A 23,095-nucleotide genomic window follows, 5' to 3' on the forward strand; every position below is an offset into this window, starting at 1 on the left:
GGCTTGCGCAGGCGGGCATCGAGCTGAGCGGACTGTCGATCCGCGAAATCGGCGGCAGCCTGCCGGCAGGCGGTGCGGCGGCGGCCGCTGCTGCGGCGGCGTCGGCTTATGCGCGGTCGGCGGACGGCGCAAGCGCGCCGGAAGCCGCCGACGACAGCTTTGACTGGGACATGCAATGAGCCGCACGAATCGCAAGAGCGCCGCCGCGCTGGTCTACGATTCGCACGGCCACGACGATGCGCCGCGCGTCGTCGCGAAGGGTTACGGGATCGTCGCCGAGATGATCGTGCAGCGCGCGAGGGAAGCGGGCCTCTACGTGCACGAGGCGCCTGAAATGGTGTCGCTGCTGATGCAGGTCGATCTCGATTCGCGCATTCCGCCGCGTCTGTATCAGGCGGTCGCCGAGCTGCTGGCGTGGCTGCACCGGCTGGAAAGCGGCGCCGCCGACGAGCCGCCCGCCGTCGACGTCACCGTGTCAAACGGGCCGTAAGACCGCCCCCGTATTTTCAGAACCGCATCATCACCCTGAGCAGCGCGCGCACGCGCCAGCCGTACGGCGGCGCGATCAGGCCGCGCGCGTTGAAACGCGCCTGCGTCAGGACCGGCTTCATTTTCGAAAATGTCACGAAGCCTTCGTAGCCGTGATACGCGCCCATCCCGCTCGCCCCGACCCCGCCGAACGGCAGGCTCTCGCACGCGAGATGCATCAGCGTTTCGTTGATCGACATGCCGCCCGCGATCGTTTCGTGCGTCACGCGCCCGACGCTCGCCTTGTCGTCGTCGTACAGATAGAGCGCGAGCGGACGCGGACGCGCGTTGACGTAGGCAATGGCGTCGTCGAGGGTGTCGTACGGAATCACGGGCAGCAGCGGCCCGAAAATCTCTTCCTGCATCAACGCGGCCGTATCGGGCGCGCCCGTCACGGCGACGGGCGGAAAGCGGCGCGCGTGCGGATCGGGCGAGGCGTCGGCGAGCGCGTGCAGTTGCGCGCCCTGTTCGCGCGCTTCGTCGGCGAGACGTTCCAGACGCTGAAAATGGCGTGCCGAAATGATCGACGTGTAGTCCGCGTTGCGCGCGAAATCGGGATACATCCGCGCGACGCGCGCGCGTGCCCGCTCGACGAACGCCTGTTCCTTGCCGCGCGGCACCAGCACGTAATCGGGCGCGATGCAGGTTTGCCCCGCGTTCAGCACCTTGCCCGCGACGATGCTGTCGACGGCGTAATCGAAACGCGCGTGCGGCCCGACGATCGCGGGAGACTTACCGCCGAGTTCGAGCGTAACGGGCGTCAGATGTTCGGCGGCGGCGCGCATCACTTCATGGCCGACCTTCATCGATCCCGTGAACAGCAGGTGATCGAACGGCTGCGAGCTGAAGGCGGCGGCGAGCGCGGCATCGCCGTTGACGACGGCCACGTGATCGCGTGCGAACGTCTGGGCGACCAGTTGTTCGAACAGCATCGACGTGCGCGGCGTCAGCTCCGACATCTTGATGATCGCGCGGTTGCCCGCCGTCAGCGCGCTGATCAGCGGCCCGGCCGCGAGCAGCACGGGATAATTCCACGGCACGATGATCCCGACCACGCCGAGCGGCTGCGGCACGACCTTCGCGCGCGCGGGCAGCAGCCACTTGCTGGTCGCGCGGCGCTGCGCTTTCATCCAGCGCTTGCCGTGGCGCAGCGCGCTGTCGATTTCCTCCTTGATGAGCAGAAATTCGGCCAGCATGCTTTCTTCTTTCGCACGATTGCCGAAGTCGGCGTTCATGGCGTCGGCGAACGCGTCGCGGCTGTCGAGCAGCACTTCGCGCAAGGTCTTCAGGTGTGCGGCGCGCTCGTCCCACGACGGATACGGCGCGCGCCGATATGCGGCGCGCTGCTCGCGCAACAGCGCTTCCAGCGCCGCGATATCCGGCAGATCGTTTTTCATCGTCTTCCCCGTCTTGTTGTTGTGTGCTGTCGTTCGTTCCGTTGTTCGTTCTGTTGCTCGCTACGTATGAGATCAGCCCGCGAATGCGCGTTCGACGATCGCCGCGTGATCGAATGCCGACGGCAGCGTGCCGTAGACGCGGCCGCTTTCGCCGCAGCCTTCGCCCAGACGCGTCGCGATGAACGCATCGGCCACGAACTCAGGCGCGTGCTGCGCGAGCAATACCGCTTGCGCGATCAGCACGATCTGCTGCGCAATGCGTCGCGCCGATGCCTCGCGCGCGTCGGGCGCCGATGTCAGCGCGCTCAGCAGCCGGTCGAGCGCCGCCTTCAGCGCGGGATGCGCGCGCGCTTCTGCGCGCCACGCGCCGAGCAAGGCCTGCGCGGCGTCGGGCTCGCGCTCCATCGCGCGCAGCACGTCGAGGCACATCACGTTGCCGGAGCCTTCCCAGATCGAGTTGACAGGCGCCTCGCGATAGAAGCGCGCCATCGGCCCCTCTTCGACGTAGCCGTTGCCGCCCCAGACTTCCATTGCTTCGCCCGTGAATTCGAGCGTGCGCTTGCAGACCCAATACTTCGCGGCGGGCGTGACGAGGCGCCGCCATGCGCGGTCTTCGGGCGCGTTGGTCGTGTCGTCGAACGCGCGCGCGAGCCGCATGAACAGCACCGTCGCCGCTTCCGATTCGAGCGAGAGATCGGCGAGCACGTTGCGCATCAGAGGCTGATCAGCGAGATGCTTGCCGAACGCGACGCGGTGGCGCGCGTGGTGGATGGCCTGCGCGAGCGCCGCGCGCATCAGCGCCGCGCTGCCGATCACGCAGTCGAGCCGCGTGTAGTTCGCCATTTCGATGATGGTAGGGACGCCGCGCCCTTCGTCGCCGATCATCACGCCGTAGGCATCGAAGAATTCGACCTCGCTGCTCGCATTCGAGCGGTTGCCGAGCTTGTCCTTCAGACGCTGCACGCGCACCGCGTTCTTGCTGCCGTCGGGCGCGAAACGCGGCACGAAGAAGCACGACAGGCCTTCGTGAGTGTCGGTGCGCGCGAGCACCAGATGCGCATCGCACTGCGGCGCGGAGAAAAACCACTTGTGGCCGACCAGCCGGTAGGCCGCGCCGCGCCCGCCGCCGTTGGCGTCCAAAGCGAACGCCTGCGTGCGATTGCTGCGCACGTCGGAGCCGCCCTGTTTTTCGGTCATGCCCATGCCGACCATCATCGACGTCTTGCGTTCGAGCGGCACGTCGCGCGGATCATGTTCGCGCGAGTAGAGCTTGTCGCGCAGCGTGTCGAACAGGGCGGGCTCGCGCTGCAGGACGGGAATGCTGGCGAAGGTCATCGTCAGCGGACAGAGCGAGCCGGATTCGAGCTGCCCATGCAGAAAGTAGCCGGCGCAGCGCGCGACCATCGCGCCCGGCCGAGGGTCGGAAAACGGCAGCGCATGTAGACCTTCGCGCCGCAGCAGACCGAGCAGGGTGTGCCACGCGGGATGAAATTCGAGCGCGTCGATGCGTTCGCCGCGCGCGCTGAAGGTCGCGAGCTCGGGTGTGTGGCGATTGGCGAGATCGGCGAGGGCGAGCACATCGGGCGCGCCGAGCGTGGCGCCATCGCGCAGCAGCGCTTCGCGATGCCATGCGGCGCCTTCGCGCTGGACGGCGGCATCGAGCGCGGTATCGCAGGAAAACAGGTTGTAGTTCGCAAGCGGCGGAACCTGATTGATCACGTCATGCGTGTTGCCGGGGCCGAAGCGTTCCATTCGATGTCTCCGTTTGACGGACGCGCGCCGTCCGTCTCGCGGGGCGCTGTTTGACGCAAGCGCGCAAGCCGGGTGCTCGATGGGCGGCGCGCGAATGACCGTGTCTGAATGAAGGCCGCGCATGGGCTGTGGCGCGGACAGCACCTTTCATCATAGGGGTGCGGCACGGCTTGCGTTTAGAAGGATCGCTCTGACACGTACGCCGCGTGATCTGCCGTCGCTCCCTACAATGCGCAGACAGCGCACGGAGACAACAAGTGTGCACGAGACAGAAGCCGCCAGCAACGCAGCGCGGCCCGGACAGCAGCCGCCGCATGAACCGCGCAGGAAGCGGATGCGGCGCGGCACAGGAGGAGCGGATGCAATACGACTACGTGATCGTCGGCGCGGGTTCGGGCGGCTGTGCGCTCGCCGGGCGCCTCGCGCAGCACTGTCCCGACGCGACGATCGCACTGATCGAAGCGGGCCCGCACACGCAACGCAATCTGTTCGTCAACATGCCCCTCGGCGTCGCGGCTCTCGTGCCGTTCAGGCTCAAGACCAACTACGGCTATCTGACCACGCCGCAGCCGGGGCTCGGCGGGCGGCGCGGTTATCAGCCGCGCGGACGCGGCTTCGGCGGATCGAGCGCAATCAACGCGATGGTGTACACGCGCGGCCATCCCCTCGATTACGACGACTGGGCGCGCCTCGGCTGCGACGGCTGGGCATTCGACGATGTGCTGCCGTATTTCCGCCGCGCGGAGTGCAACGAGCGCAATCAGCACGGCAGCGACGCGCTGCATGGCGCCGACGGGCCGCTGAACGTGTCGGATCTGCGCTTTCAGAACGTCTTTTCGCATCGATTCGTGAAGGCGGCCGTCGAGGCAGGCTTTCGCCACAACGACGATTTCAACGGCCCGATGCAAGAAGGCGTCGGCTTCTATCAGGTGACGCAGCGCGACGGCCAGCGCTGCAGCGTCGCGCGCGCGTATGTGTACGGACACTCGCGGCCGAATCTGCATACGCTCGCCGATGCCGCCGCGCTGCGCGTGATCTTCGACGGCACGCGTGCGACGGGTGTCGAAGTGGTGCGCGGCGGCGTGAAGGAAATCGTCGAGGCGCTCGCGGAAGTCGTGCTGTCGGCGGGCACGTTCAATTCGCCGCAACTGCTGATGTGCTCGGGCATTGGTCCCGCCGACCAGTTGCGCGCGTTCGGCATTCCCGTGCTGCACGACGCGCCCGAAGTGGGCCGCAACCTGACCGATCACGTCGATTTCACCATCAACAAGCGCGTGCTGTCGACGCAGCTCACGGGCTTTTCGCTGCGCGGCTTCGCGAAGATGGTGCCGGGTTTCGTCTCGTATCTGCGCAGCGGCCGCGGCATGCTGACGAGCAATGTCGCGGAAGCGGGGGGTTTTCTGAAGAGCAGGCCGACGCTCGACCGGCCCGATCTGCAACTGCACTTCTGCACCGCGCTCGTCGACGATCACAACCGTCACATGCACTGGGGCCACGGCTATTCGCTGCACGTGTGCGTGCTGCGCCCGCATAGCCGGGGCGCCGTCACGCTCGCGAGCAGCGATGCACGCGAAGCGCCCGTCATCGATCCCGCGTTTCTCAGCGACCCGCGCGATCTCGAACTGCTTGTCGAAGGCGTGCATCTGTCGCGGCGCATTCTGGACGCGCCGTCGCTGGCGTGGTGCGGCGGGCGCGAACTGTACACGCGGCCCGGCCAGACGGACGCCGAATTGCGCGCGACGATCGCCGCGCACGCCGACACGATCTACCACCCGGTGTCGACCTGCCGGATGGGCGGCGACGAGCGCTCGGTCGTCGATACGCAACTGCGCGTGCGCGGCGTGGCGGGCCTGCGCGTGGTCGATGCTTCCGTGATGCCGACGCTGATCGGCGGCAACACGAATGCGCCGACGGTGATGATCGGCGAACGCGCGGCGGATTTCATCGCGGCGGCGCGGCGCGACGCGACGAGTCCGTCGACGGCCGTCGAGCCCACGCGCGCGTCGTGACCACCCCGCCGGATGGCGCGCGCGGACATGCGCGCAACGACCAGCCGCTGTGACGTCCGCGCGCTCCTAGGAGCAATCCTAAAAAGCTCGCGAATCCTGCATCGATTCAATTCTGAGATTTTCCCGCTCCTATAATCGCCGCCCACGAAGGGCGCATGGCGCGCATTCGAAATTCAGGGAAACGAATCGATGAGTGTCAATGTGATTCAACTGATCCGGTCTGCATTGCCGGACGAGGTGGTTCGACAACTGTCGAACTGCCAGGGATTGCCGCCCGACGCGACGGCGCGAGTCATGGGCGTCAGCATGCCGCCGCTGATCGCTGGCCTGCTGAACAGGTGCGCGACCCTCGACGGGGCCCGGGCGCTGTTCGCGACCGTCCTCGGCCAGGAAGTCAACGCGGACATCGCCGAGCACTTGCCGCGCATCATCGCGAGCACGACAGGCGTCACGCAGCTGGCGTCGACGGGGCGCCAGTTGCTCGAGCATTCGTTCGAGCGCCGCATCGACGGACTCAGCGACGCTGTGTCGATGCAGACCGGCGTGCCCGCGCACGCGACACACGCGATTACGGGCATCGTCGGCAGCATCCTGATGGGCGTGCTCAAGCGGCACCTTCTCGATCATCAGGGCAACATCGGCCACTTGCCCGCGCTGCTCGGCCAGCAGTTGCCCGTCATCGCGCCGCATCTGAACGACGGCCTCACGACCGTGCTGGGCCTGGGCGCCGCGGGTGCGTTCGCGGACGCCATCGGCGCGCAGGTGCGCGCGGTGTCGTCGCATTTCGAGCCTCCCGCGCCAGCGACGGCGCCCGCGCATATGCCCGCCGCCCCGGCTGCAGCAGCCGTCGCGCGCGGTCCGGCCGAGCCGGTCATGTCGGGGGGCGCGGCGGGCGTGCCCGCACTCGCGCCAGAACGTGAAGGGCGCCATGTGGGGCCGCGCATGAAGCACTGGTTCGGCGTCGCCGCGTTATCCGCGCTGCTCGGCGCGATTGCGGCGATGCTGACCTGGGTGGCGCTGGGCTTCTGTCCGGCTGCGTCCAGCTTCTTCGTCCACGATGCCGTCGGCGCGACGCCTTCGGCATCGCCTGCTTTGGCGCCGGCGCCAGTAGCCGCGCAGCCCGCCCCGGACGCGGCGACGAATACAGCGGCGAATACGGCGTCGAACAGCGCCGCGAGCGCTTCCGGCAAGATCGACACGAACGCCGTCAGGGACTCGCGGCTAACCGTCTCCGTCGACAAAAGCGGCAAGCCGACGGTCGCCGCGACCGTGCACGACGCCGCCGAAAAAACGGCGCTGCTGGGCGCGCTGACGAAGAAGTTCGGCGCTGGCCAGTTCGACGCCGATATCGCCGTCGACGACGGCACGAAAGCGGCCGACTGGCTCGCGCATCTCGATGCGCTGATGCCGCTGATGTCCGTGCCCGGCGCCGAAATGACGATCGACGGCACGCACGTAGAGCTGAGCGGCACAGCCGCCGATATGAAAGCGGGTTGGCTCGACCGGTTGAAGGGACACCTCGGCGCGCCGTATCAGGTGAGCGCGTTCGATGCCGCGCAAGCCGTCGCGAACGCCGCGCAGTCGTTCAGGAACGCGGCCAGGTCGCTGCTGGCGCCGGGCGCATCGTGCGCGAGCGCGGACCTCGTGAGGACGCTGAACCTGCAGGTCGTCAATTTCGTGCCGCGCGATGCGCACGTGCCGTCGACTGCTTTCGACGATCTGAACCAGTCTGCGCGCATGCTGAAATCGTGCGCGGCGGCCGGCCATGCGCTGAAGCTCGAAGTGGCGGGCTATTCGGATAACGTCGGCAGCGAGACGGCCAATCTGGAACTGTCGAAGGAACGCGCCGAAGCCGTGCGCGCATTTCTGGTCAAGGCGGGTGTGAGCGCCGATGCGCTCATCGCTCGCGGCTACGGCAACGCGCGGCCCATGGCGAGCAACGCGACGGAAAGCGGACGTTTCGCGAACCGGCGCATCGAGTTCAGCGAGGCGCAAGACCAGCCACAGGCGCAGGTCCAGACGCAATAAGCGCGGCCGCTCACACGTTCCCCGCCTCAGACGCCATGCCGCCCGGCAACCAACCGGGCGGCATTGTTCATTTCAGCGCCGGTTTCGCCGGATCGGGCGCGGACGCGGGGACATCGAAAGTAGGCGGATGCGTGAAGTTGTCGGTGGAGAGTCCCGGCAGCGTTTCGCGCGCGACGTCCAGCCACGCGCGCGCGGCATGCGACAGATAGCCGTTGCGCCGCCAGCCGATCGCCATTTCCCACGGAATCTCCGGCGCGACGACGGGCCGGCAGGTGAACTGCGCCGCGTCGAGCCGCCGGCAGTACGGCGCGGGCAGCAGCGCGATGCCGACGCCCGCGAGCACCAGTGCCGCCATGAAATCCCAATGCCCGCTACGACCGACGATCTGCGGCGCGAAGCCCGCGCTGCGGCACGCCGTCAGCACGACGTCGTTGAGCGCGAGGCTCTCGCCGTAGAACACGAACGGCTCGCTGGCGAGATCGGCGAGCGGCACGTCCTGCAACGCGTCCCAACGTGAGCCGTGGCGGGCGACGAGCCATAGCAGCTGACGCGTCATCGGCAGCACGTCGATCGTGTCGGGATCGACCGGCTGCAGCACGCCGCCGAGTTCCAGTTCGCCGGAAATCAGCGCGGCCTCGATCGCCTTCGAGCCCTGCTCGAACAGTTTCAGCTCGACCTTCGGATAGCGCTGCCGGAACGCGGCGATGGCGGGCGTGAAAAGCGAGCCGCCCATGGGCGGAATGCCGATCGTCAGTTCGCCGCGCCCGAGCTTGTCGAGGTCGTTCAGTTCGGCCTGCAGCTGCGCATACGACGCGAGCACTTCCTGTCCGCGCTGATAGACGATGCGTCCGGCGTCCGTCAGCACCATCTGCCGGCCGTCGCGCAGCAGCAACGGCGAGCCGATTTCGTCTTCCAGCGACTTCACCATCTTGCTGATGGTCGGCTGCGTGACGAACATCTGCTCGGCCGCGACGGTGAAGCTCTGCTGCCGCACAACTTCGACAAAATAACGCAGAGCGCGCAGTTCCATGGTCGGTGTTCCTCGAATTCCATTCTGGAATGATTTGGATAATTCTAAGTCATTATATTTATGGTGCACTGCACCCTATACTGAACCTCATCCAAAAGTCACCTAGGGTTTGCCATGATCTCGCCGCTGATCGCCCGTTTCGCCGCTGCCGTCCGTCTGGATGCGAACTCGCCTGTCGCGAAGTTCGGCCGCATCGCCGTGCAGAGCGCCGCGATCGCGGGCGTCTGGTTTGCCGCCGACTGCATCGTGCGCCGGTTCGGCTTGCCGGTGCCGGGCGGCGTGGTGGGCCTCATCGCGCTGCTGGCGCTGCTGTTTTGCGGCGGCGTCGCCCCGCGCTGGGTGAAAGCGGGCGCCGACTGGCTGCTGTCCGACATGCTGCTGTTCTTCATTCCCGCCGCGGTGGCCGCTGTCCAGTACGGCGGGCTGTTTCGCGAGGACGGCTGGCGCCTCGCGCTGGTCGTGGTCGCGGGCACGCTGATGGTGATGGTGGCCGTTGCCTTTGCCGTCGACCAGGCGGCGCGGCTCGAACGGCGCCTCGCACTGCGTCGCGTGATGGTGCAGCGCGCGCCCGTCGAGCGCCGCCTCGCGGACAAACGATTCCTGTAAACCATTCGGCCCAATCCAGTCATGAGCGCCTTCTACACATCCCTGTTCGCCGACGACGCGTCCCGGCTCATCGCCGCGGGCTGCTTCGTGCTGACGGTGGCGCTCTATTTCGCATCGAAGGCGCTGTACGCGCGGCTGAAGTCGCCGTTTCTCACGCCGCTGCTCGCCGTGCCCATCGTGCTCGCCGCGATCGTGCTGGCCGCGCGGATTCCGTACGCCGTCTACTTTCAGGACACGCGCTGGCTGATGTGGCTGCTCGGGCCCGCCACCGTCGCGTTCGCGGTGCCGATCTACGAATATCGCGAACTGCTCAGGCGCCACTGGATTTCGCTCACCGTGGGCGTGACGGTCGGCATCGTCGTGGCGGTGGGCGGGTCGCTGGCGCTCGCGAAGGTGCTGCATCTGTCGCCGGAACTGCAGCGCAGCCTGATGACGCGCTCGGTGTCGACGCCGTTCGCGCTCGCCGTCTCGGACAAGATCCACGCGCCGAAAGACCTCACCGCGCTATTCGTGATCGCGACGGGCGTCTGCGGCATGCTGTTCGGCGAGATCGTGCTCGCGCTCGTGCCGCTGCGCACGCGGCTCGCGCGCGGCGCGCTGTTCGGCGCGGCGGCACATGGCGTCGGCACGGCGAAGGCGCGCGAACTGGGCAGCGAGGAGGGCGTCGTCGCCAGTCTGACGATGATGATCGCTGGCGTGGTGATGGTGCTGCTCGCGCCGCTGTTCGGGATGCTGCCGCTTTGACTCTGCGCTCCGGCGTGCGGGCGTTCGGGCGTGAGGCGCGGCGCTCGCAGCCACCGCGGCAGCCGCAGCCAATTTGAGACGCATGGCGGCTCGGCGGCTTTATGATGGACGGCTGTCCTTCGCTTCCGCAGATTCCGCGCCATGCTGCCCATCTCCGTCATCATTCCCTGCTACAACGCCGAACAGACACTCGCCCGCACGCTCGATAGCTGCGTCGCGCAGCCCGAGGCCGCGCAAATCATCGTCGTCGACGACGGCTCGCAGGACGGCGCCACCGACATCGTCGCGCGCTATGCGCAGCACTATCCGCAGATCGAGTTGCTGCGCATGCCGTACAACGGCGGCGCGTCGCGCGCGCGGAACTGGGGCGCGATGCATGCGCTGCATCCGCTGCTCGCGTTCATCGACGCCGACGACGAGTACCTCCCCGGCGCGCTCGCCGCCGCCGCGGCCTTTTTGCACGCGCATGCCGGGCTGCCGTCCGTGCGCTTCGACGTCGAATTCTGCGGCTTTCCCGCCGACATCACCGGCCATCCGCAGTTCGACGAACACGCGGCTACATTGAGCAACACCGTGCCCAGCAGTCTCGTGATCCGCCGTAGCGTGTATGCGGCGTTCGGCGGCTTTCCGCTCGATGACGTGTTCCGGCGTCATGGCGGCGAAGACGGCGCGCTTTCGCTTGCGCTGCTGAATATCTTCGGCAATCCGCGGCTATCCGACCGCAAGCGCGTGCGCATGCATTACCACCCGACCATCCACGCCGAGCGCTATTTCCGCATTTCGATGGGCATGATCGACGCTCCCGACGAACTCGTCGCCTCGACGCGCGACGCTTCGTGGGCCTTCGTGCGGCGCGCTTATGCAGCCATCGGCGAATTGCGCGGCTTCGAACTCGCGCCGCATCTGGCCGCGCAGCCAGCCACGGAATCGGCGCAGAAGCAATCGGCATAGACTGAAACGTCACACCGCAGCCGATCCCGTTTTGCTACAATCGCCGTTCGTCTTCGAGGAGCGTTGCGACGGGTTTCCCCGCCAGGCTCGAAGGCTTTCAATCGGAAGGATGGGACGCGCGTCGCGCTTGCCAACCAACCGCATCGAACGGCGCTCACGTCAACATTTCTAGTCTTTTTTAGAAAGGAGGGCGTGATGAACGCCGCAGTCTACGATTCCAAAAATTCCCAGGACTTCATCGTTGCCGACCTGTCGCTGGCCGACTGGGGCCGCAAGGAACTGACCATCGCCGAGACCGAAATGCCCGGTCTCATGCAAACCCGCGAAGAGTACAAGACGCAGCAGCCGCTGAAGGGTGCGCGTATCGCCGGTTCGCTGCACATGACCATCCAGACGGGCGTGCTGATCGAAACGCTGACGGCGCTCGGCGCCGATGTCCGCTGGGCCTCGTGCAACATCTTCTCGACGCAGGATCACGCCGCCGCAGCCATCGCAAAGGCCGGCACGCCCGTATTCGCGTTCAAGGGCGAGTCGCTCGACGAATACTGGGAGTTTTCGCACCGCATCTTCGAATGGCCGAACGGCGAATTCGCCAACATGATCCTCGACGACGGCGGCGACGCCACGCTGCTGCTGATTCTCGGCGCGAAGGCCGAGAAGGACCGGTCGGTGATCGGCAAGCCGACCAACGAGGAAGAAGTCGCGCTGTACAAGTCGATCGCGAAGCATCTCGACGCCGACCCGACGTGGTACTCGACGCGTCTTGCGCACATCAAGGGCGTCACGGAAGAAACGACGACGGGCGTGCATCGCCTGTATCAGATGGAGAAGGACGGCCGTCTGCCGTTCCCGGCCATCAACGTCAACGACTCGGTCACGAAGTCGAAGTTCGACAACCTGTATGGCTGCCGCGAGTCGCTCGTCGACGGCATCAAGCGCGCCACCGACGTGATGATCGCCGGCAAGATCGCGGTCGTGGCGGGCTACGGCGACGTGGGCAAGGGCTGCGCGCAATCGCTGCGCGGTCTGGGCGCGACCGTGTGGGTCACGGAAATCGATCCCATCTGCGCGCTGCAGGCCGCGATGGAAGGCTACCGCGTCGTGACGATGGAATACGCCGCCGACAAGGCCGACATCTTCGTGACGGCCACGGGCAACTATCACGTCATCAATCACGACCACATGAAGGCGATGCGCCACAACGCGATCGTCTGCAACATCGGCCACTTCGACTCGGAAATCGACGTCGCGTCGACTCGCCAGTACAAGTGGGAAAACATCAAGCCGCAAGTCGACCACATCATTTTCCCGGACGGCAAGCGCGTGATCCTGCTGGCGGAAGGCCGCCTCGTGAACCTGGGCTGCGCAACGGGCCATCCGTCGTTCGTGATGTCGAACTCGTTCACGAACCAGACGCTCGCGCAGATCGAACTGTTCGTCGAAGGCAGCAAGTACGAGAACAAGGTGTACGTGCTGCCGAAGCAGCTCGACGAGAAGGTTGCGCGCCTGCACCTCGCGCGCATCGGCGCGAACCTGACGGAACTGTCGGCGGATCAGGCGAAGTACATCGGTGTCGACAAGAACGGTCCGTTCAAGCCGAACCACTACCGCTACTAAGCAGCGGCGCAAGCGGAAAGAGGCGGCATGACGCATCGTGCCGCGTGCGATTGCAGCACGCGGCGCGATGAACGAAGCGTGGACGGATGCACAGCAACTGTCCACGCTTCGCGCATGCCTTCGAATTCAACCCGGACTTCATGCCCACAGGCGACCAGGAGCTGTTCATGACCGTATTGCTGACCTGGGTGATCAACGCGCTCGCGCTGCTGATCATCACCTACATCGTGCCGTCGATCCACATCCGCAGCTTCGGTACTGCGCTGATCGTCGCGCTCGTGCTCGGGCTCATCAATGCCGTTTTGCGGCCGGTGCTGATCCTGCTGACGCTGCCCGTCACGATACTCACGCTCGGGCTCTTCATTCTCGTGGTGAACGCGCTGTGCTTCTGGCTGTGCGCGTCGCTGCTGAAGGGCTTCGAAGTGTCGGGTTTCTGGTCGGCGTTTTTCGGCTCGATCCTGTACAGCATCGTTTCGTGGCTGCTGTCCGCGCTTATCTTCGGCAACCGCAGCGTCGGCTGACGGCTGCCGTCAGGATTCTTGACCCGAACCATGAACTCCATCGAACTTTCATTCGAGTTCTTTCCGCCGAAAACGCAGGAAGGGCTCGAGAAGCTGCGCGCGACGCGCGCGCAACTGTTGCCGCTCAAGCCCAAGTTCGTGTCCGTCACGTTCGGCGCGGGCGGTTCGACCCAGCAAGGCACGCTCGACACCGTGCTCGACATGTCGAAAGACGGCCTTGAAGCCGCGCCGCATCTGTCGTGCATCGGTTCGTCGCGGGAAAGCCTGCGCGCGATTCTCAACGAGTACCGTGCGCACGGCATCCGTCATATCGTCGCGTTGCGCGGCGATCTGCCGTCGGGCATGGGAGAGGTTGGCGAACTGCGTTATGCGTCGGAACTGGTGAGCTTCATTCGCGCCGAGTTCGGCGACTGGTTTCGCATCGAGGTCGCGGCGTATCCCGAGTACCACCCGCAGTCGCGTTCGCCGAAGCACGATCTGGAGAACTTCGCGCGCAAGGTGAAGGCGGGCGCCAATTCGGCGATCACGCAGTATTTCTTCAACGCCGACGCGTACTTTCGTTTCGTCGACGATGCGCACAAGCTGGGCGTCGACGTGCCGATCGTGCCAGGCATCATGCCCATCACGAACTTTTCGCAGCTGATGCGCTTCTCCGAAATGTGCGGCGCGGAAGTGCCGCGCTGGGTCGCGAAACGGCTCGAAAGCTTCGGCGATGACCGCGAATCGATCCGAGCGTTCGGGCTCGACGTGGTGACGGATTTGTGTCGACGGCTCGTCGATGCGAAGGTGCCGGGGTTGCATTTTTATACGCTCAACGGCGCGGCTGCTAGTCGGGCGATTTGTGAGCGTCTAGGCGTGTGAAGTTTTGTTGCGCCTTTGCGGCGCGGGCGTTGCCGGTGTGTGTTTGCCTTTGCGCAGGCATCCGCGATAGCGCCGCGTCGGCGCAACGCGGATGCCAGCGAAAAAATGGCCTGCGCAGCAAACACCGCCTCGCGGATGCCAGCGAAATCAAACCCAAACCCAAACCACGACAGTGGAGTAAAAACCCGCATATTGAATCCGAATATTGGCTGACTATGATCCAAGAGCCCTCGAACCAGGTGCCTCGCGGAGAACAACATGCCAATGTCATCGACGCTGTCTGCCGTTCGCAAGTCCTGCCTGTCCGCCGCGCTGATCGCGGCCTGCATCGCGGCGTGCATCGCGCCAGTCCGGAGCGGCGCTGCCGCATCGCTGCCCGACAAGACGGTCGTGTTCTGCTCCGAAGGCAGCCCCGCCGGATTCGATACCGCGCAGTACACGACGAGCGTCGAGTTCAGCGCGGGTTCATACACGGTCTATAACCGCCTCGTCGAGTTCGGCCACGGCAGCACCGACATCGAGCCGGGCCTCGCCGAAAAATGGGACGTCTCCAGCGACGGCCTCCAATACACGTTTCATCTGCGCCACGGCGTGAAGTTCCAGACGACGTCGTTCTTCAAGCCAACGCGCGAGTTCAACGCCGACGACGTCGTCTTCACATACACGCGCATGCTCGATCCCGAGCAGCCGTTCCGCAAGGCGTACAACGTGCCGTTCCCGTATTTCGCCGATCTCGGCCTCGCCAAGAACATCGTCAAGGTCGAGGCGCTCGATCCCTACACCGTGCGCTTCACGCTGAAAGAAGTCGACGCGCCGTTCCTGCAGCAGATCGCGATGCCGTTCGCGTCGATCCTGTCGGCCGAATATGCGGACCAACTGCTGAAGGCGGGCAAGGCCTCCGATATCAACCTGTTTCCCGTCGGCACCGGGCCGTTCATTTTCCGCAGCTACACGAAAGACGAGTCGATCCGCTTCGACGGCAACCCGAACTACTGGAAACCCGGCGTCGTGCAGATCAGCAAGCTGATCTTCGCGATCACCGTCGATCCGTCCGTGCGTCTGCAGAAGCTCAAGCGCAACGAATGCCAGGTGATGAGCTACCCGAAACCCGCCGACATCCCGCAGATCCAGGCAGATTCGTCGCTCGCGCTGCCGCATCAGGTGGGCTTCAATCTCGGCTTCATCGCGTACAACACGACCAAAAAGCCGCTCGACAACGTGCTCGTGCGGCGCGCGCTCGATATGTCCGTCAACAAGAAGGCGATCATCGATTCCGTCTACCAGGGCGCGGGCCAGGCCGCGACGAATCCGATGCCGCCTACGCAATGGGGCTACGACAAGAGCCTGAAAGACGCGCCATACGACGTCGACAAGGCGAAGGCGCTGCTCAAGGAAGCGGGCTATCCGGACGGCTTCGACCTGACGCTGTGGGCCATGCCCGTTTCGCGTCCGTACAACCCGAACGCCCGCCTGATGGCCGAAATGCTGCAGGCGGACTGGGCGAAGATCGGCGTGAAGACGAAAATCGTCACGTACGAGTGGGGCGAGTACATCCGCCGCGGGCACAGCGGCGAGCACGAGGCGATGCTGATCGGCTGGACGGGCGATTACGGCGACCCCGATAACTGGCTCGGCGTGCTGCTCGGCTGCGACGCCGTGAACGGCAGCAATTTCTCGAAATGGTGCTACAAGCCGTTCGACGATCTCATCAAGGCCGCGCGCAGCACGACCGACCTGCCCACGCGCACGAAGGACTACATGCAAGCGCAGCAGATCTTCAAGGATCAGGTTCCTTTCACTCCGATTGCACACTCCACCGTCTATCAGCCGCTGTCGAAGTCGATTACCGGCTTCAAACTGGACCCCTTTGGGCCGACCCAGTTCTGGAACGTCGGTCTGAAGTAGACAATTAGCCGCTTCTTTACGTAATTGCGCTCTAATCCTGACACGCTGCCGTGCAACGCGCGGCAGCCCCCGTTTCAGTTGTTTCCGATCGTCAACACAGTTAATTTCCTCCGATTGCGGCCCCTGGCAAGAGTCAGTAATATCGCGCTACGCTGATTTTTACCGGCGCCGAACCTGGAGGAAACATGAAGCAAAACAAACTGTTGCGCGCGGCACGGCTCACGATGCTGGCCGCGACGGCAGCGGCATCGATGGCGGGGACCCAACTGGCGAACGCCGCCGATATCCCGAACAAAACCCTCGTTTACTGCTCGGAAGGCAGTCCCGCGGGCTTTGATCCGGCGCAGTACACCACGGGCGTGGATTTCACCGCCAACACGTTTACCGTTTACAACCGCCTCGTCGAATTCGAACGCGGCGGCACGAAGGTCGAGCCGGGCCTCGCAGAGAAGTGGGAAGTCTCGCCGGACGGCAAGACGTACACGTTCCATCTGCGCCACGGCGTCAAGTTCCACACCACGTCCTGGTTCAAGCCGACGCGCGAATTCGACGCGGACGACGTCGTGTTCACGTTCCAGCGCATGCTGGATACGAACCAACCGTTCCGCAAGGCATACCCGGTGCAGTTCCCGTACTTCACCGACATGGGCCTCGACAAGCTGATCGACAAGGTCGAAAAAATCGACCCGTACACGGTCAAGTTCACGCTGAAGGAAGTCAACGCGCCGTTCATCCAGAACGTGGCGATGGAATACGCGTCGATCCTGTCGGCTGAATATGCGGATTCGCTGCTGAAGTCGGGCAATGCCGCAGACATCAACCAGAAGCCGGTGGGCACGGGCCCGTTCATCTTCCGCAGCTACACGAAGGACGCGACGATCCGTTTCGACGGCAACCCAGACTACTGGAAGCCGAACACCGTCAAGATCTCGAAGCTGATCTTCTCGATCACGCCGGATGCCGGCGTGCGCGTGCAGAAGCTGAAGGCAGGCGAATGCCAGGTGATGAGCTATCCGCGTCCCGCCGACATCGCGCCGCTGAAGGCCGACTCGAACATCGACATGCCGTCGCAGCCGGGCTTCAACCTGGGCTATCTGGCGTACAACGTGTCGCACAAGCCCGTCGACAAGCTCGAAGTGCGTCAGGCGCTCGACATGGCGATCAACAAGAAGGCGATCATCGACTCGGTGTATCAAGGCGCAGGCCAGGCCGCGACGAACCCGATGCCGCCCACGCAATGGTCGTACGACAAGAACCTGAAGATGCCGGGCTACGATCCGGAAAAGGCGAAGGCGCTGCTCGCCAAGGCCGGCTTCCCGAACGGTTTCGACATCACGCTGTGGGCGATGCCCGTGCAGCGCGCGTACAACCCGAACGGCAAGCTGATGGCCGAAATGATCCAGGCCGACTGGGCCAAGATCGGCGTGAAGGCGAAGATCGTCACGTACGAATGGGGTGAGTACATCAAGCGCGCGCACGCGGGCGAAGACGACACGATGCTGATCGGCTGGACGGGCGACAACGGCGACCCGGACAACTGGCTCGGCACGCTGCTCGGCTGCGACGCGGTGAACGGCAACAACTTCTCGAAGTGGTGCTACAAGCCGTTCGACGAGCTGGTCCAGAAGGGCCGCGAAACGACCGCGCAGGCTGACCGCACGAAGGCTTACGTGCAGGCGCAACAGATTTTCGCGCAGCAGCTGCCGTTCTCGCCGATCGCTCACTCGACGGTCTATCAGCCCGTCAGCAAGAAGGTCGTCGACATGCGCATCGAGCCGCTCGGCTACGCACGTTTCGACGGCGTGAGCGTGAAGTAAATCTCGCGATTCCGGTGGGCTTCGTTGCCCACTGCATCACATACGCAGTACGCTTTTCGTTCGGTTAGAAGACTGGTCGAAATGGTCCGGCGACCGGGGTCACGAGCCCTCGTCGCCGGTTGCGTTTTTTTCATCAAGACCTAAGGGACGAACCATGTTCCGATTCGTTTTGCGCCGCATCGGGATGGTCATACCGACTTTCATCGGTATCACGATCCTCGCGTTCGCGCTCATTCACCTGATCCCGGGCGACCCCATCGAAGTGATGATGGGCGAGCGCGGCGTCGACCCGGCCATGCACGCAGCCGCGATGCACCGCCTCGGGCTCGACGAGCCGCTGCCCATCCAGTATCTCCATTACGTCGGTCATGCGCTGCAGGGGAACCTCGGCACGTCGATCATCACCAACACCAGCGTGATGGGCGAATTCCTGGCCCGTTTCCCCGCCACCGTCGAACTGTCGATCTGCGCAATGCTGTTCGCATTGATCGTCGGATTGCCGGCGGGCGTGTTCGCTGCGCTGCGGCGCGGTTCCGTGATCGACCACGGCGTGATGGGCACGGCGCTGACCGGCTACTCGATGCCGATCTTCTGGTGGGGCTTGATCCTCATCATGTTCTTCTCGGCGAAGCTCGGCTGGACGCCCGTGTCGGGCCGCATCGCCGTCGAGTACGACATTCCGCACGTCACCGGCTTCCTGCTGATCGACTCGCTGCTGCCCGGCACGGACGAGGGCTCGTTCCGCTCGGCGCTGTCGCACCTGATCCTGCCCGCGATCGTGCTCGGCACGATTCCGCTCGCGGTCGTCGCGCGGATGACGCGTTCGTCGATGCTCGAAGTGCTGCGCGAGGATTACATCCGCACGGCGCGCGCGAAGGGCTTGTCGCCGGGCCGCGTGATCGTTGTGCATGCGCTGCGCAACGCGCTGATTCCCGTGGTCACCGTGATCGGTCTGCAAGTCGGTACGCTGCTTGCGGGCGCCGTGCTGACGGAGACGCTGTTCTCGTGGCCGGGCATCGGCAAATGGCTGATCGATGCGATCGGCCGGCGCGACTATCCCGTCGTGCAGGGCGGTATCCTGATGATCGCAACGCTTGTGATCGTAGTGAACCTCGTCGTCGATCTGTTGTACGGCGTGTTGAACCCGCGCATTCGCCATACGAGATGAGGTAAATACCGTGGCAGACATTCAAAACACAGTCCCCCAGGCGGTCACGCCGCCCAGCGGGCGAGCTTTGGCCGCCCGCGAATTCTGGTCCAACTTCTCGCGCAACCGTGGCGCCGTCGGCGCGGGCATCATCGTGCTGGTCCTGATCTTCGTGGCGATCTTCGCGCCGCTGATCGCGCCGCACAGCCCCATCGAGCAGTACCGCGACTCCGTGAAGATTCCGCCCGCATGGCTCGACGGCGGCAACTGGAAGTTCATCCTCGGCACCGACGAAGCGGGCCGCGACATCCTCTCGCGTCTGATGTACGGCGCGCGCCTGTCGTTCTGGATCGGCTTCGTCTCCGTGATCCTCGCGCTGATTCCCGGCGTCGTGCTCGGCCTGATCGCCGCGTTCTTCGAGAAGTGGGCCGACACGCCGATCATGCGCGTCATGGACGTGCTGCTCGCGCTGCCGTCGCTGCTGCTCGCGGTGGCCGTGGTGGCGATCATCGGTCCCGGTCTCGTGAACACGATGCTGGCTATCGCGATCGTCGCGCTGCCGGGTTATGTGCGTCTGACGCGCGCGTCGGCGCTCGGCGAGTTGCACAAGGAATACGTGATGGCCTCGCGCGTCGCGGGTGCGGGCACGGCGCGCCTGATGTTCTCGCAGGTGCTGCCCAACTGCACGGCGCCGCTGATCGTGCAGGCCACGCTCGGCTTTTCGTCGGCGATTCTCGATGCCGCCGCGCTCGGCTTCCTCGGTCTCGGCGTGCAGCCGCCTTCGGCGGAGTGGGGCGCGATGCTCGCGTCGGCACGCGATTACATCGACAGCGCATGGTGGATCGTCACGATGCCTGGTCTCGCCATCCTGATCTCGGTGCTCGCAATCAATCTGCTCGGCGACGGGCTGCGCGACGCACTCGACCCGAAACTCAAACGGTTGGCCTGACATGAGCAACGGAAATCTTTTGACGATCCGCAATCTCGCGGTCAACTTCAGCGGCCTGCCCGCCGTCGATCGAATCAACCTGAACGTGGCGCCGGGCGAAGTGGTCGGCGTCGTCGGCGAATCGGGCTCGGGCAAGAGCGTGACGATGATGGCGCTGATGGGCCTCATCGACGCACCCGGCAAGGTCACCGCCGACGAAGTCACGTTCGACGGCAAAGACCTGCTGAACGCGTCGCCGAAAGAGCGTCGCAAGATCATCGGCAAAGACGTGGCGATGGTGTTCCAGGATGCGCTCACGAGCCTGAACCCGAGCTACACGGTCGGCTATCAGATCAAGGAAGTGCTGAAGCTGCACGAAGGGCTGAAGGGCGACGCGCTTAACAAACGCGCGCTCGAACTGCTCGATCAGGTCGGCATCCCCGACGCGAAAAACCGCATCAACACGTTCCCGCACCAGATGTCGGGCGGCATGAACCAGCGCGTGATGATCGCGATGGCGGTGGCGTGCAACCCGAAGCTGCTGATCGCCGACGAGCCGACGACCGCGCTCGACGTGACCATCCAGGCGCAGATCATGCAACTGCTGGTGCAGTTGCAGAAGGATCGCGGCATGGCGCTCGTGCTGATTTCGCACGATCTCGCCGTGGTGTCGGAAGTCGCGCAGCGCGTGGCCGTGATGTACGCGGGCGAAGTGATCGAGACGAACCGCGTGCCCGATATCTTCACCGCGCCGCATCATCCGTACACGGAAGCGCTGCTCGCGGCCATTCCCGAGCACAACGTCGGCGCGGTACGTCTGTCGGCGCTGCCGGGCATGGTGCCGGGCCGCGACGATCGCCCCAAAGGCTGTCTGTTCGCGCCGCGCTGCAAGTACGTCGTCGACGATTGCAACAAGGCGCGGCCGGCGCTCGCGCCGCTCGCCGATCATGATCCCGCCGCCCAGGTTCGCTGCATCAAGCCGCTGAACCTGGTTCGCGATGCCATTCACCACGGAGGCGCACGATGAATGCAGTACCCGAAACGCGGCGCTCCGCTGGCAGCACCGCGAACGACCACGTGCTGGTCGCCGACAACCTCGCGCGCTACTACGACGTGAAGCGCGGCATGTTCGGCCACGGCACGGTGAAGGCGCTGAACGGCGTGTCGTTTCATCTGGAGCGCGGCAAGACGCTCGCGGTGGTCGGCGAGTCCGGCTGCGGCAAGTCGACGCTCGCGCGCCAGCTGACGATGATCGAATCGCCGTCATCAGGGCGTCTGCTGATCGACGGCGAAGACGTGGCGGGTGCAAGCCACGAGAAGATCGCGCAATTGCGCCGGCGCGTGCAGATGGTGTTCCAGAACCCGTTTGCTTCGCTGAATCCGCGCAAGACCGTCGAGCAGACGCTCGGCGAGCCGCTCGCGATCAACACGCAACTGAGCGCGAGCGAGCGCGGCGAGCGCATCGCGCACATGATGCGCACGGTCGGCTTGCGGCCCGAACACGCGAAGCGTTATCCGCATATGTTCTCGGGCGGCCAGCGTCAGCGTGTGGCGATCGCGCGCGCGATGATTCTCGATCCGCAGATCGTCGTCGCCGACGAGCCGGTCTCCGCGCTCGACGTGTCGATCCAGGCGCAGATCCTGAACCTGTTCATGGACCTGCAGGACGAGTTCAAGACGAGCTACGTGTTCATCTCGCACAACCTGTCGGTGGTCGAGCACATCGCCGACGACGTGATGGTGATGTACTTCGGCGGCGTCGCGGAACTCGGCGACAAGAAGCGCATCTTCAGCAAGCCGCGTCATCCGTACACGCGCGCGCTGATGTCGGCCACACCGTCGATCTTCGAAGCCGACCGCCGCATCCAGATCAAGCTGCAAGGCGAAATGCCTTCGCCGCTCAATCCTCCGTCGGGCTGCACGTTCCATCAGCGCTGCCCGTATGCGATCGAGCGTTGCCGCAAGGAAGAGCCGAAGCTGCGCGAAGTGGATGGCCGCCAGGTGTCGTGTCACCGCGCCGAAGAGGTGGGAGACGACACGAATGCATGATGCGGTGGCGGCGCGTGGTGTTGCGCGCCGTCACGCGCGTCGTTCGTCTGCGAGGCAGGCGGACGGCGCGCGCTTCAGGTTGTCACATCGGCGGGTCATGCGCTTTTTGACGGGCGCGGCGCTCGCCGTGGCGGCGCACTGCGTGCTGCAAGGCGCCACCCATTCATTCGATGTCGTCGCCCCGGCGCACGCTGCAGGCGCCGCGGCGAACACGCCCGCTCAGGCCGGGCAGGCCAACCAGGCGGGACGCCCGGCCGTTCCCGCGCCGCGCGCTCCGTCGCAGCCTCGCACGACGCTGCCCGGTTTCAACCCGCCGCCCTCGTTCGCGAGCGGCACGACGGCCAGCGGCCCCGTGCGCACGCAGCCGGCGCGCATGCCGTTCTACGTCGCGACGCGCGGCAAGACCACGATCTATCTGCTCGGCACGCTGCATGTCGGCGACCCGAACGACTATCCGCCGAACCAGCCGTTTCGCCCGCCGATTCTCGGCGCGCTTGCCGCATCGCCTACTCTAGCGCTCGAACTGTCGCCCGACGATCTGCTCGTCTCGCAGGACGACGTCTCGAAGTACGGCGTGTGCGCGTACCAATGCCTGCCGAAGCTGCTGCCGGAGCCTTTGTGGCACAAGCTGTCGATGCGTCTGCGCGACAATCCCGCCGCGCTCGTCGAAATCAGAAAGATGCGCCCGTGGCTCGCCGCGCTACTGGTCGAGACCTACGATTCGCTCAGCGCCGGTCTGCAAACGGAATACGGCACGGAAGCGCAGTTGCAGAACGTGTACCTGAAGCAGAAGGGGAAGATTGTCGGACTGGAGACGCTCGGCGAGCAGATGCGCGCGTTCACGGGCTTGTCGCTCGCGCAACAGCGCGAAATGCTCGCGCAGGATCTCGTGCAGACGCCCGCCGAAAATGTCGCCGACGTGCAGACCTTGCACCGGCTCTGGCGCGTCGGCGATGCCGATGCGATTGCCGCATGGGAAGCGGCGAAGTCGGAAAAGCTCGCGCGCGACAAGCGCGTTTCCGCACAGATCGACAACAAGATCGTGTTCGATCGCAACCGGCGCTTCGTCAACCGGATGATGCAGATCGCCGCGCCGAACAAGCCCATTTTCGTCGCGATCGGCGCGCTGCATCTGGGCGGGCAGAAAGGTGTGCTGCAACTGCTGCGGCAACGGGGTTTCGTCGTCGAGCCGTATTGAGTTTCCG

General features: G+C 65.1%; 19 protein-coding genes and 1 riboswitch. Of the genes, 16 read left to right on the forward strand and 3 right to left on the reverse strand.

The features are described 5' to 3' along the window. Positions 1 to 175: 175 nt before the first annotated feature. Positions 176 to 490 carry an EscU/YscU/HrcU family type III secretion system export apparatus switch protein gene (locus H3V53_RS16780; protein ID WP_336598913.1) on the forward strand — a complete coding sequence of 105 codons (315 nt, stop codon included), beginning with the start codon at positions 176 to 178 and terminating at the stop codon, positions 488 to 490. Positions 491 to 506: 16 nt separating this feature from the next. On the opposite strand, the gene H3V53_RS16785 is transcribed toward H3V53_RS16780, so the two are convergent. Continuing rightward, the gene (locus H3V53_RS16785) at positions 507 to 1,925 is read right to left on the reverse strand and encodes a coniferyl aldehyde dehydrogenase (RefSeq protein WP_336598914.1); all 1,419 of its coding nucleotides are present in this window, start codon (positions 1,923 to 1,925) and stop codon (positions 507 to 509) included. A gap of 72 nt (positions 1,926 to 1,997) precedes the next feature. Next, a complete protein-coding gene (locus tag H3V53_RS16790) occupies positions 1,998 to 3,677 on the reverse strand; it encodes an isovaleryl-CoA dehydrogenase (protein WP_336598915.1) in 1,680 nt (559 codons plus the stop codon). A gap of 359 nt (positions 3,678 to 4,036) precedes the next feature. On the opposite strand from H3V53_RS16790, the gene H3V53_RS16795 reads away from it, so the two are divergent. After that, on the forward strand, positions 4,037 to 5,686 hold the full coding sequence (locus H3V53_RS16795) for a GMC family oxidoreductase (protein WP_336598969.1): 1,650 nt from the start codon (positions 4,037 to 4,039) through the stop codon (positions 5,684 to 5,686). Between the two features lie 189 nt (positions 5,687 to 5,875). Further along, positions 5,876 to 7,714 (forward strand): OmpA family protein, encoded by a 1,839-nt coding sequence (locus tag H3V53_RS16800; protein WP_336598916.1) that lies wholly within the window; start codon positions 5,876 to 5,878, stop codon positions 7,712 to 7,714. A gap of 67 nt (positions 7,715 to 7,781) precedes the next feature. Here the strand turns inward: H3V53_RS16800 and H3V53_RS16805 are convergent, their stop codons facing one another. Beyond that, positions 7,782 to 8,744, reverse strand: a complete 963-nt coding sequence (locus H3V53_RS16805; protein WP_336598917.1) for a LysR family transcriptional regulator — start codon at positions 8,742 to 8,744, stop codon at positions 7,782 to 7,784. Between the two features lie 114 nt (positions 8,745 to 8,858). On the opposite strand from H3V53_RS16805, the gene H3V53_RS16810 reads away from it, so the two are divergent. From H3V53_RS16810 to H3V53_RS16870, 13 genes are all read left to right on the forward strand, one after another. Next, positions 8,859 to 9,350, forward strand: coding sequence for a CidA/LrgA family protein (locus H3V53_RS16810; protein ID WP_336598918.1), 492 nt, complete (start codon positions 8,859 to 8,861; stop codon positions 9,348 to 9,350). Positions 9,351 to 9,371: 21 nt separating this feature from the next. Further along, positions 9,372 to 10,094 carry an LrgB family protein gene (locus tag H3V53_RS16815; protein ID WP_054918373.1) on the forward strand — a complete coding sequence of 241 codons (723 nt, stop codon included), beginning with the start codon at positions 9,372 to 9,374 and terminating at the stop codon, positions 10,092 to 10,094. A 141-nt stretch (positions 10,095 to 10,235) separates the two neighbouring features. Beyond that, positions 10,236 to 11,045 carry a glycosyltransferase gene (locus H3V53_RS16820; protein WP_336598919.1) on the forward strand — a complete coding sequence of 270 codons (810 nt, stop codon included), beginning with the start codon at positions 10,236 to 10,238 and terminating at the stop codon, positions 11,043 to 11,045. 49 nt (positions 11,046 to 11,094) lie between these two features. After that, positions 11,095 to 11,208: riboswitch (S-adenosyl-L-homocysteine riboswitch) on the forward strand. 32 nt (positions 11,209 to 11,240) lie between these two features. Then, positions 11,241 to 12,662: an adenosylhomocysteinase gene (gene ahcY / locus H3V53_RS16825; RefSeq protein ID WP_054918375.1), complete on the forward strand. Its 1,422-nt coding sequence runs from the start codon at positions 11,241 to 11,243 to the stop codon at positions 12,660 to 12,662. Between the two features lie 167 nt (positions 12,663 to 12,829). Then, positions 12,830 to 13,183, forward strand: coding sequence for a phage holin family protein (locus H3V53_RS16830; protein ID WP_054918378.1), 354 nt, complete (start codon positions 12,830 to 12,832; stop codon positions 13,181 to 13,183). 30 nt (positions 13,184 to 13,213) lie between these two features. After that, entirely contained in the window at positions 13,214 to 14,044 is an 831-nt protein-coding gene (metF, locus tag H3V53_RS16835; protein ID WP_336598920.1) for a methylenetetrahydrofolate reductase [NAD(P)H], read from the forward strand. Between the two features lie 258 nt (positions 14,045 to 14,302). Then, positions 14,303 to 15,949, forward strand: coding sequence for an ABC transporter substrate-binding protein (locus H3V53_RS16840; RefSeq protein ID WP_336598921.1), 1,647 nt, complete (start codon positions 14,303 to 14,305; stop codon positions 15,947 to 15,949). A 185-nt stretch (positions 15,950 to 16,134) separates the two neighbouring features. After that, positions 16,135 to 17,766, forward strand: a complete 1,632-nt coding sequence (locus tag H3V53_RS16845; RefSeq protein ID WP_336598922.1) for an ABC transporter substrate-binding protein — start codon at positions 16,135 to 16,137, stop codon at positions 17,764 to 17,766. 154 nt (positions 17,767 to 17,920) lie between these two features. Beyond that, on the forward strand, positions 17,921 to 18,934 hold the full coding sequence (locus H3V53_RS16850; RefSeq protein WP_054918382.1) for an ABC transporter permease subunit: 1,014 nt from the start codon (positions 17,921 to 17,923) through the stop codon (positions 18,932 to 18,934). 10 nt (positions 18,935 to 18,944) lie between these two features. Beyond that, positions 18,945 to 19,862 (forward strand): ABC transporter permease subunit, encoded by a 918-nt coding sequence (locus H3V53_RS16855; RefSeq protein WP_054918383.1) that lies wholly within the window; start codon positions 18,945 to 18,947, stop codon positions 19,860 to 19,862. Position 19,863: 1 nt separating this feature from the next. After that, entirely contained in the window at positions 19,864 to 20,868 is a 1,005-nt protein-coding gene (locus H3V53_RS16860; protein WP_054918385.1) for an oligopeptide/dipeptide ABC transporter ATP-binding protein, read from the forward strand. Then, a complete protein-coding gene (locus H3V53_RS16865) occupies positions 20,865 to 21,890 on the forward strand; it encodes a dipeptide ABC transporter ATP-binding protein (protein WP_054918386.1) in 1,026 nt (341 codons plus the stop codon). The genes H3V53_RS16860 and H3V53_RS16865 overlap by 4 nt, the downstream gene beginning before the upstream one ends. Then, entirely contained in the window at positions 21,883 to 23,088 is a 1,206-nt protein-coding gene (locus H3V53_RS16870) for a TraB/GumN family protein (RefSeq protein ID WP_336598923.1), read from the forward strand. The genes H3V53_RS16865 and H3V53_RS16870 overlap by 8 nt, the downstream gene beginning before the upstream one ends. Positions 23,089 to 23,095: the final 7 nt, after the last annotated feature.

It is taken from the genome of Paraburkholderia bengalensis (assembly GCF_037126505.1).
GTDB classification, from domain to species: domain Bacteria; phylum Pseudomonadota; class Gammaproteobacteria; order Burkholderiales; family Burkholderiaceae; genus Paraburkholderia; species Paraburkholderia bengalensis.

Bases quoted from the DNA above. Each gene is read 5' to 3' on its own strand.
- H3V53_RS16780 (WP_336598913.1), top strand. From the start codon at position 176: ATGAGCCGCACGAATCGCAAGAGCGCCGCCGCGCTGGTCTACGATTCG.
- H3V53_RS16785 (WP_336598914.1), bottom strand. From the start codon at position 1,925: ATGAAAAACGATCTGCCGGATATCGCGGCGCTGGAAGCGCTGTTGCGC.
- H3V53_RS16790 (WP_336598915.1), bottom strand. From the start codon at position 3,677: ATGGAACGCTTCGGCCCCGGCAACACGCATGACGTGATCAATCAGGTT.
- H3V53_RS16795 (WP_336598969.1), top strand. From the start codon at position 4,037: ATGCAATACGACTACGTGATCGTCGGCGCGGGTTCGGGCGGCTGTGCG.
- H3V53_RS16800 (WP_336598916.1), top strand. From the start codon at position 5,876: ATGAGTGTCAATGTGATTCAACTGATCCGGTCTGCATTGCCGGACGAG.
- H3V53_RS16805 (WP_336598917.1), bottom strand. From the start codon at position 8,744: ATGGAACTGCGCGCTCTGCGTTATTTTGTCGAAGTTGTGCGGCAGCAG.
- H3V53_RS16810 (WP_336598918.1), top strand. From the start codon at position 8,859: ATGATCTCGCCGCTGATCGCCCGTTTCGCCGCTGCCGTCCGTCTGGAT.
- H3V53_RS16815 (WP_054918373.1), top strand. From the start codon at position 9,372: ATGAGCGCCTTCTACACATCCCTGTTCGCCGACGACGCGTCCCGGCTC.
- H3V53_RS16820 (WP_336598919.1), top strand. From the start codon at position 10,236: ATGCTGCCCATCTCCGTCATCATTCCCTGCTACAACGCCGAACAGACA.
- ahcY (WP_054918375.1), top strand. From the start codon at position 11,241: ATGAACGCCGCAGTCTACGATTCCAAAAATTCCCAGGACTTCATCGTT.
- H3V53_RS16830 (WP_054918378.1), top strand. From the start codon at position 12,830: ATGACCGTATTGCTGACCTGGGTGATCAACGCGCTCGCGCTGCTGATC.
- metF (WP_336598920.1), top strand. From the start codon at position 13,214: ATGAACTCCATCGAACTTTCATTCGAGTTCTTTCCGCCGAAAACGCAG.
- H3V53_RS16840 (WP_336598921.1), top strand. From the start codon at position 14,303: ATGCCAATGTCATCGACGCTGTCTGCCGTTCGCAAGTCCTGCCTGTCC.
- H3V53_RS16845 (WP_336598922.1), top strand. From the start codon at position 16,135: ATGAAGCAAAACAAACTGTTGCGCGCGGCACGGCTCACGATGCTGGCC.
- H3V53_RS16850 (WP_054918382.1), top strand. From the start codon at position 17,921: ATGTTCCGATTCGTTTTGCGCCGCATCGGGATGGTCATACCGACTTTC.
- H3V53_RS16860 (WP_054918385.1), top strand. From the start codon at position 19,864: ATGAGCAACGGAAATCTTTTGACGATCCGCAATCTCGCGGTCAACTTC.
- H3V53_RS16865 (WP_054918386.1), top strand. From the start codon at position 20,865: ATGAATGCAGTACCCGAAACGCGGCGCTCCGCTGGCAGCACCGCGAAC.
- H3V53_RS16870 (WP_336598923.1), top strand. From the start codon at position 21,883: ATGCATGATGCGGTGGCGGCGCGTGGTGTTGCGCGCCGTCACGCGCGT.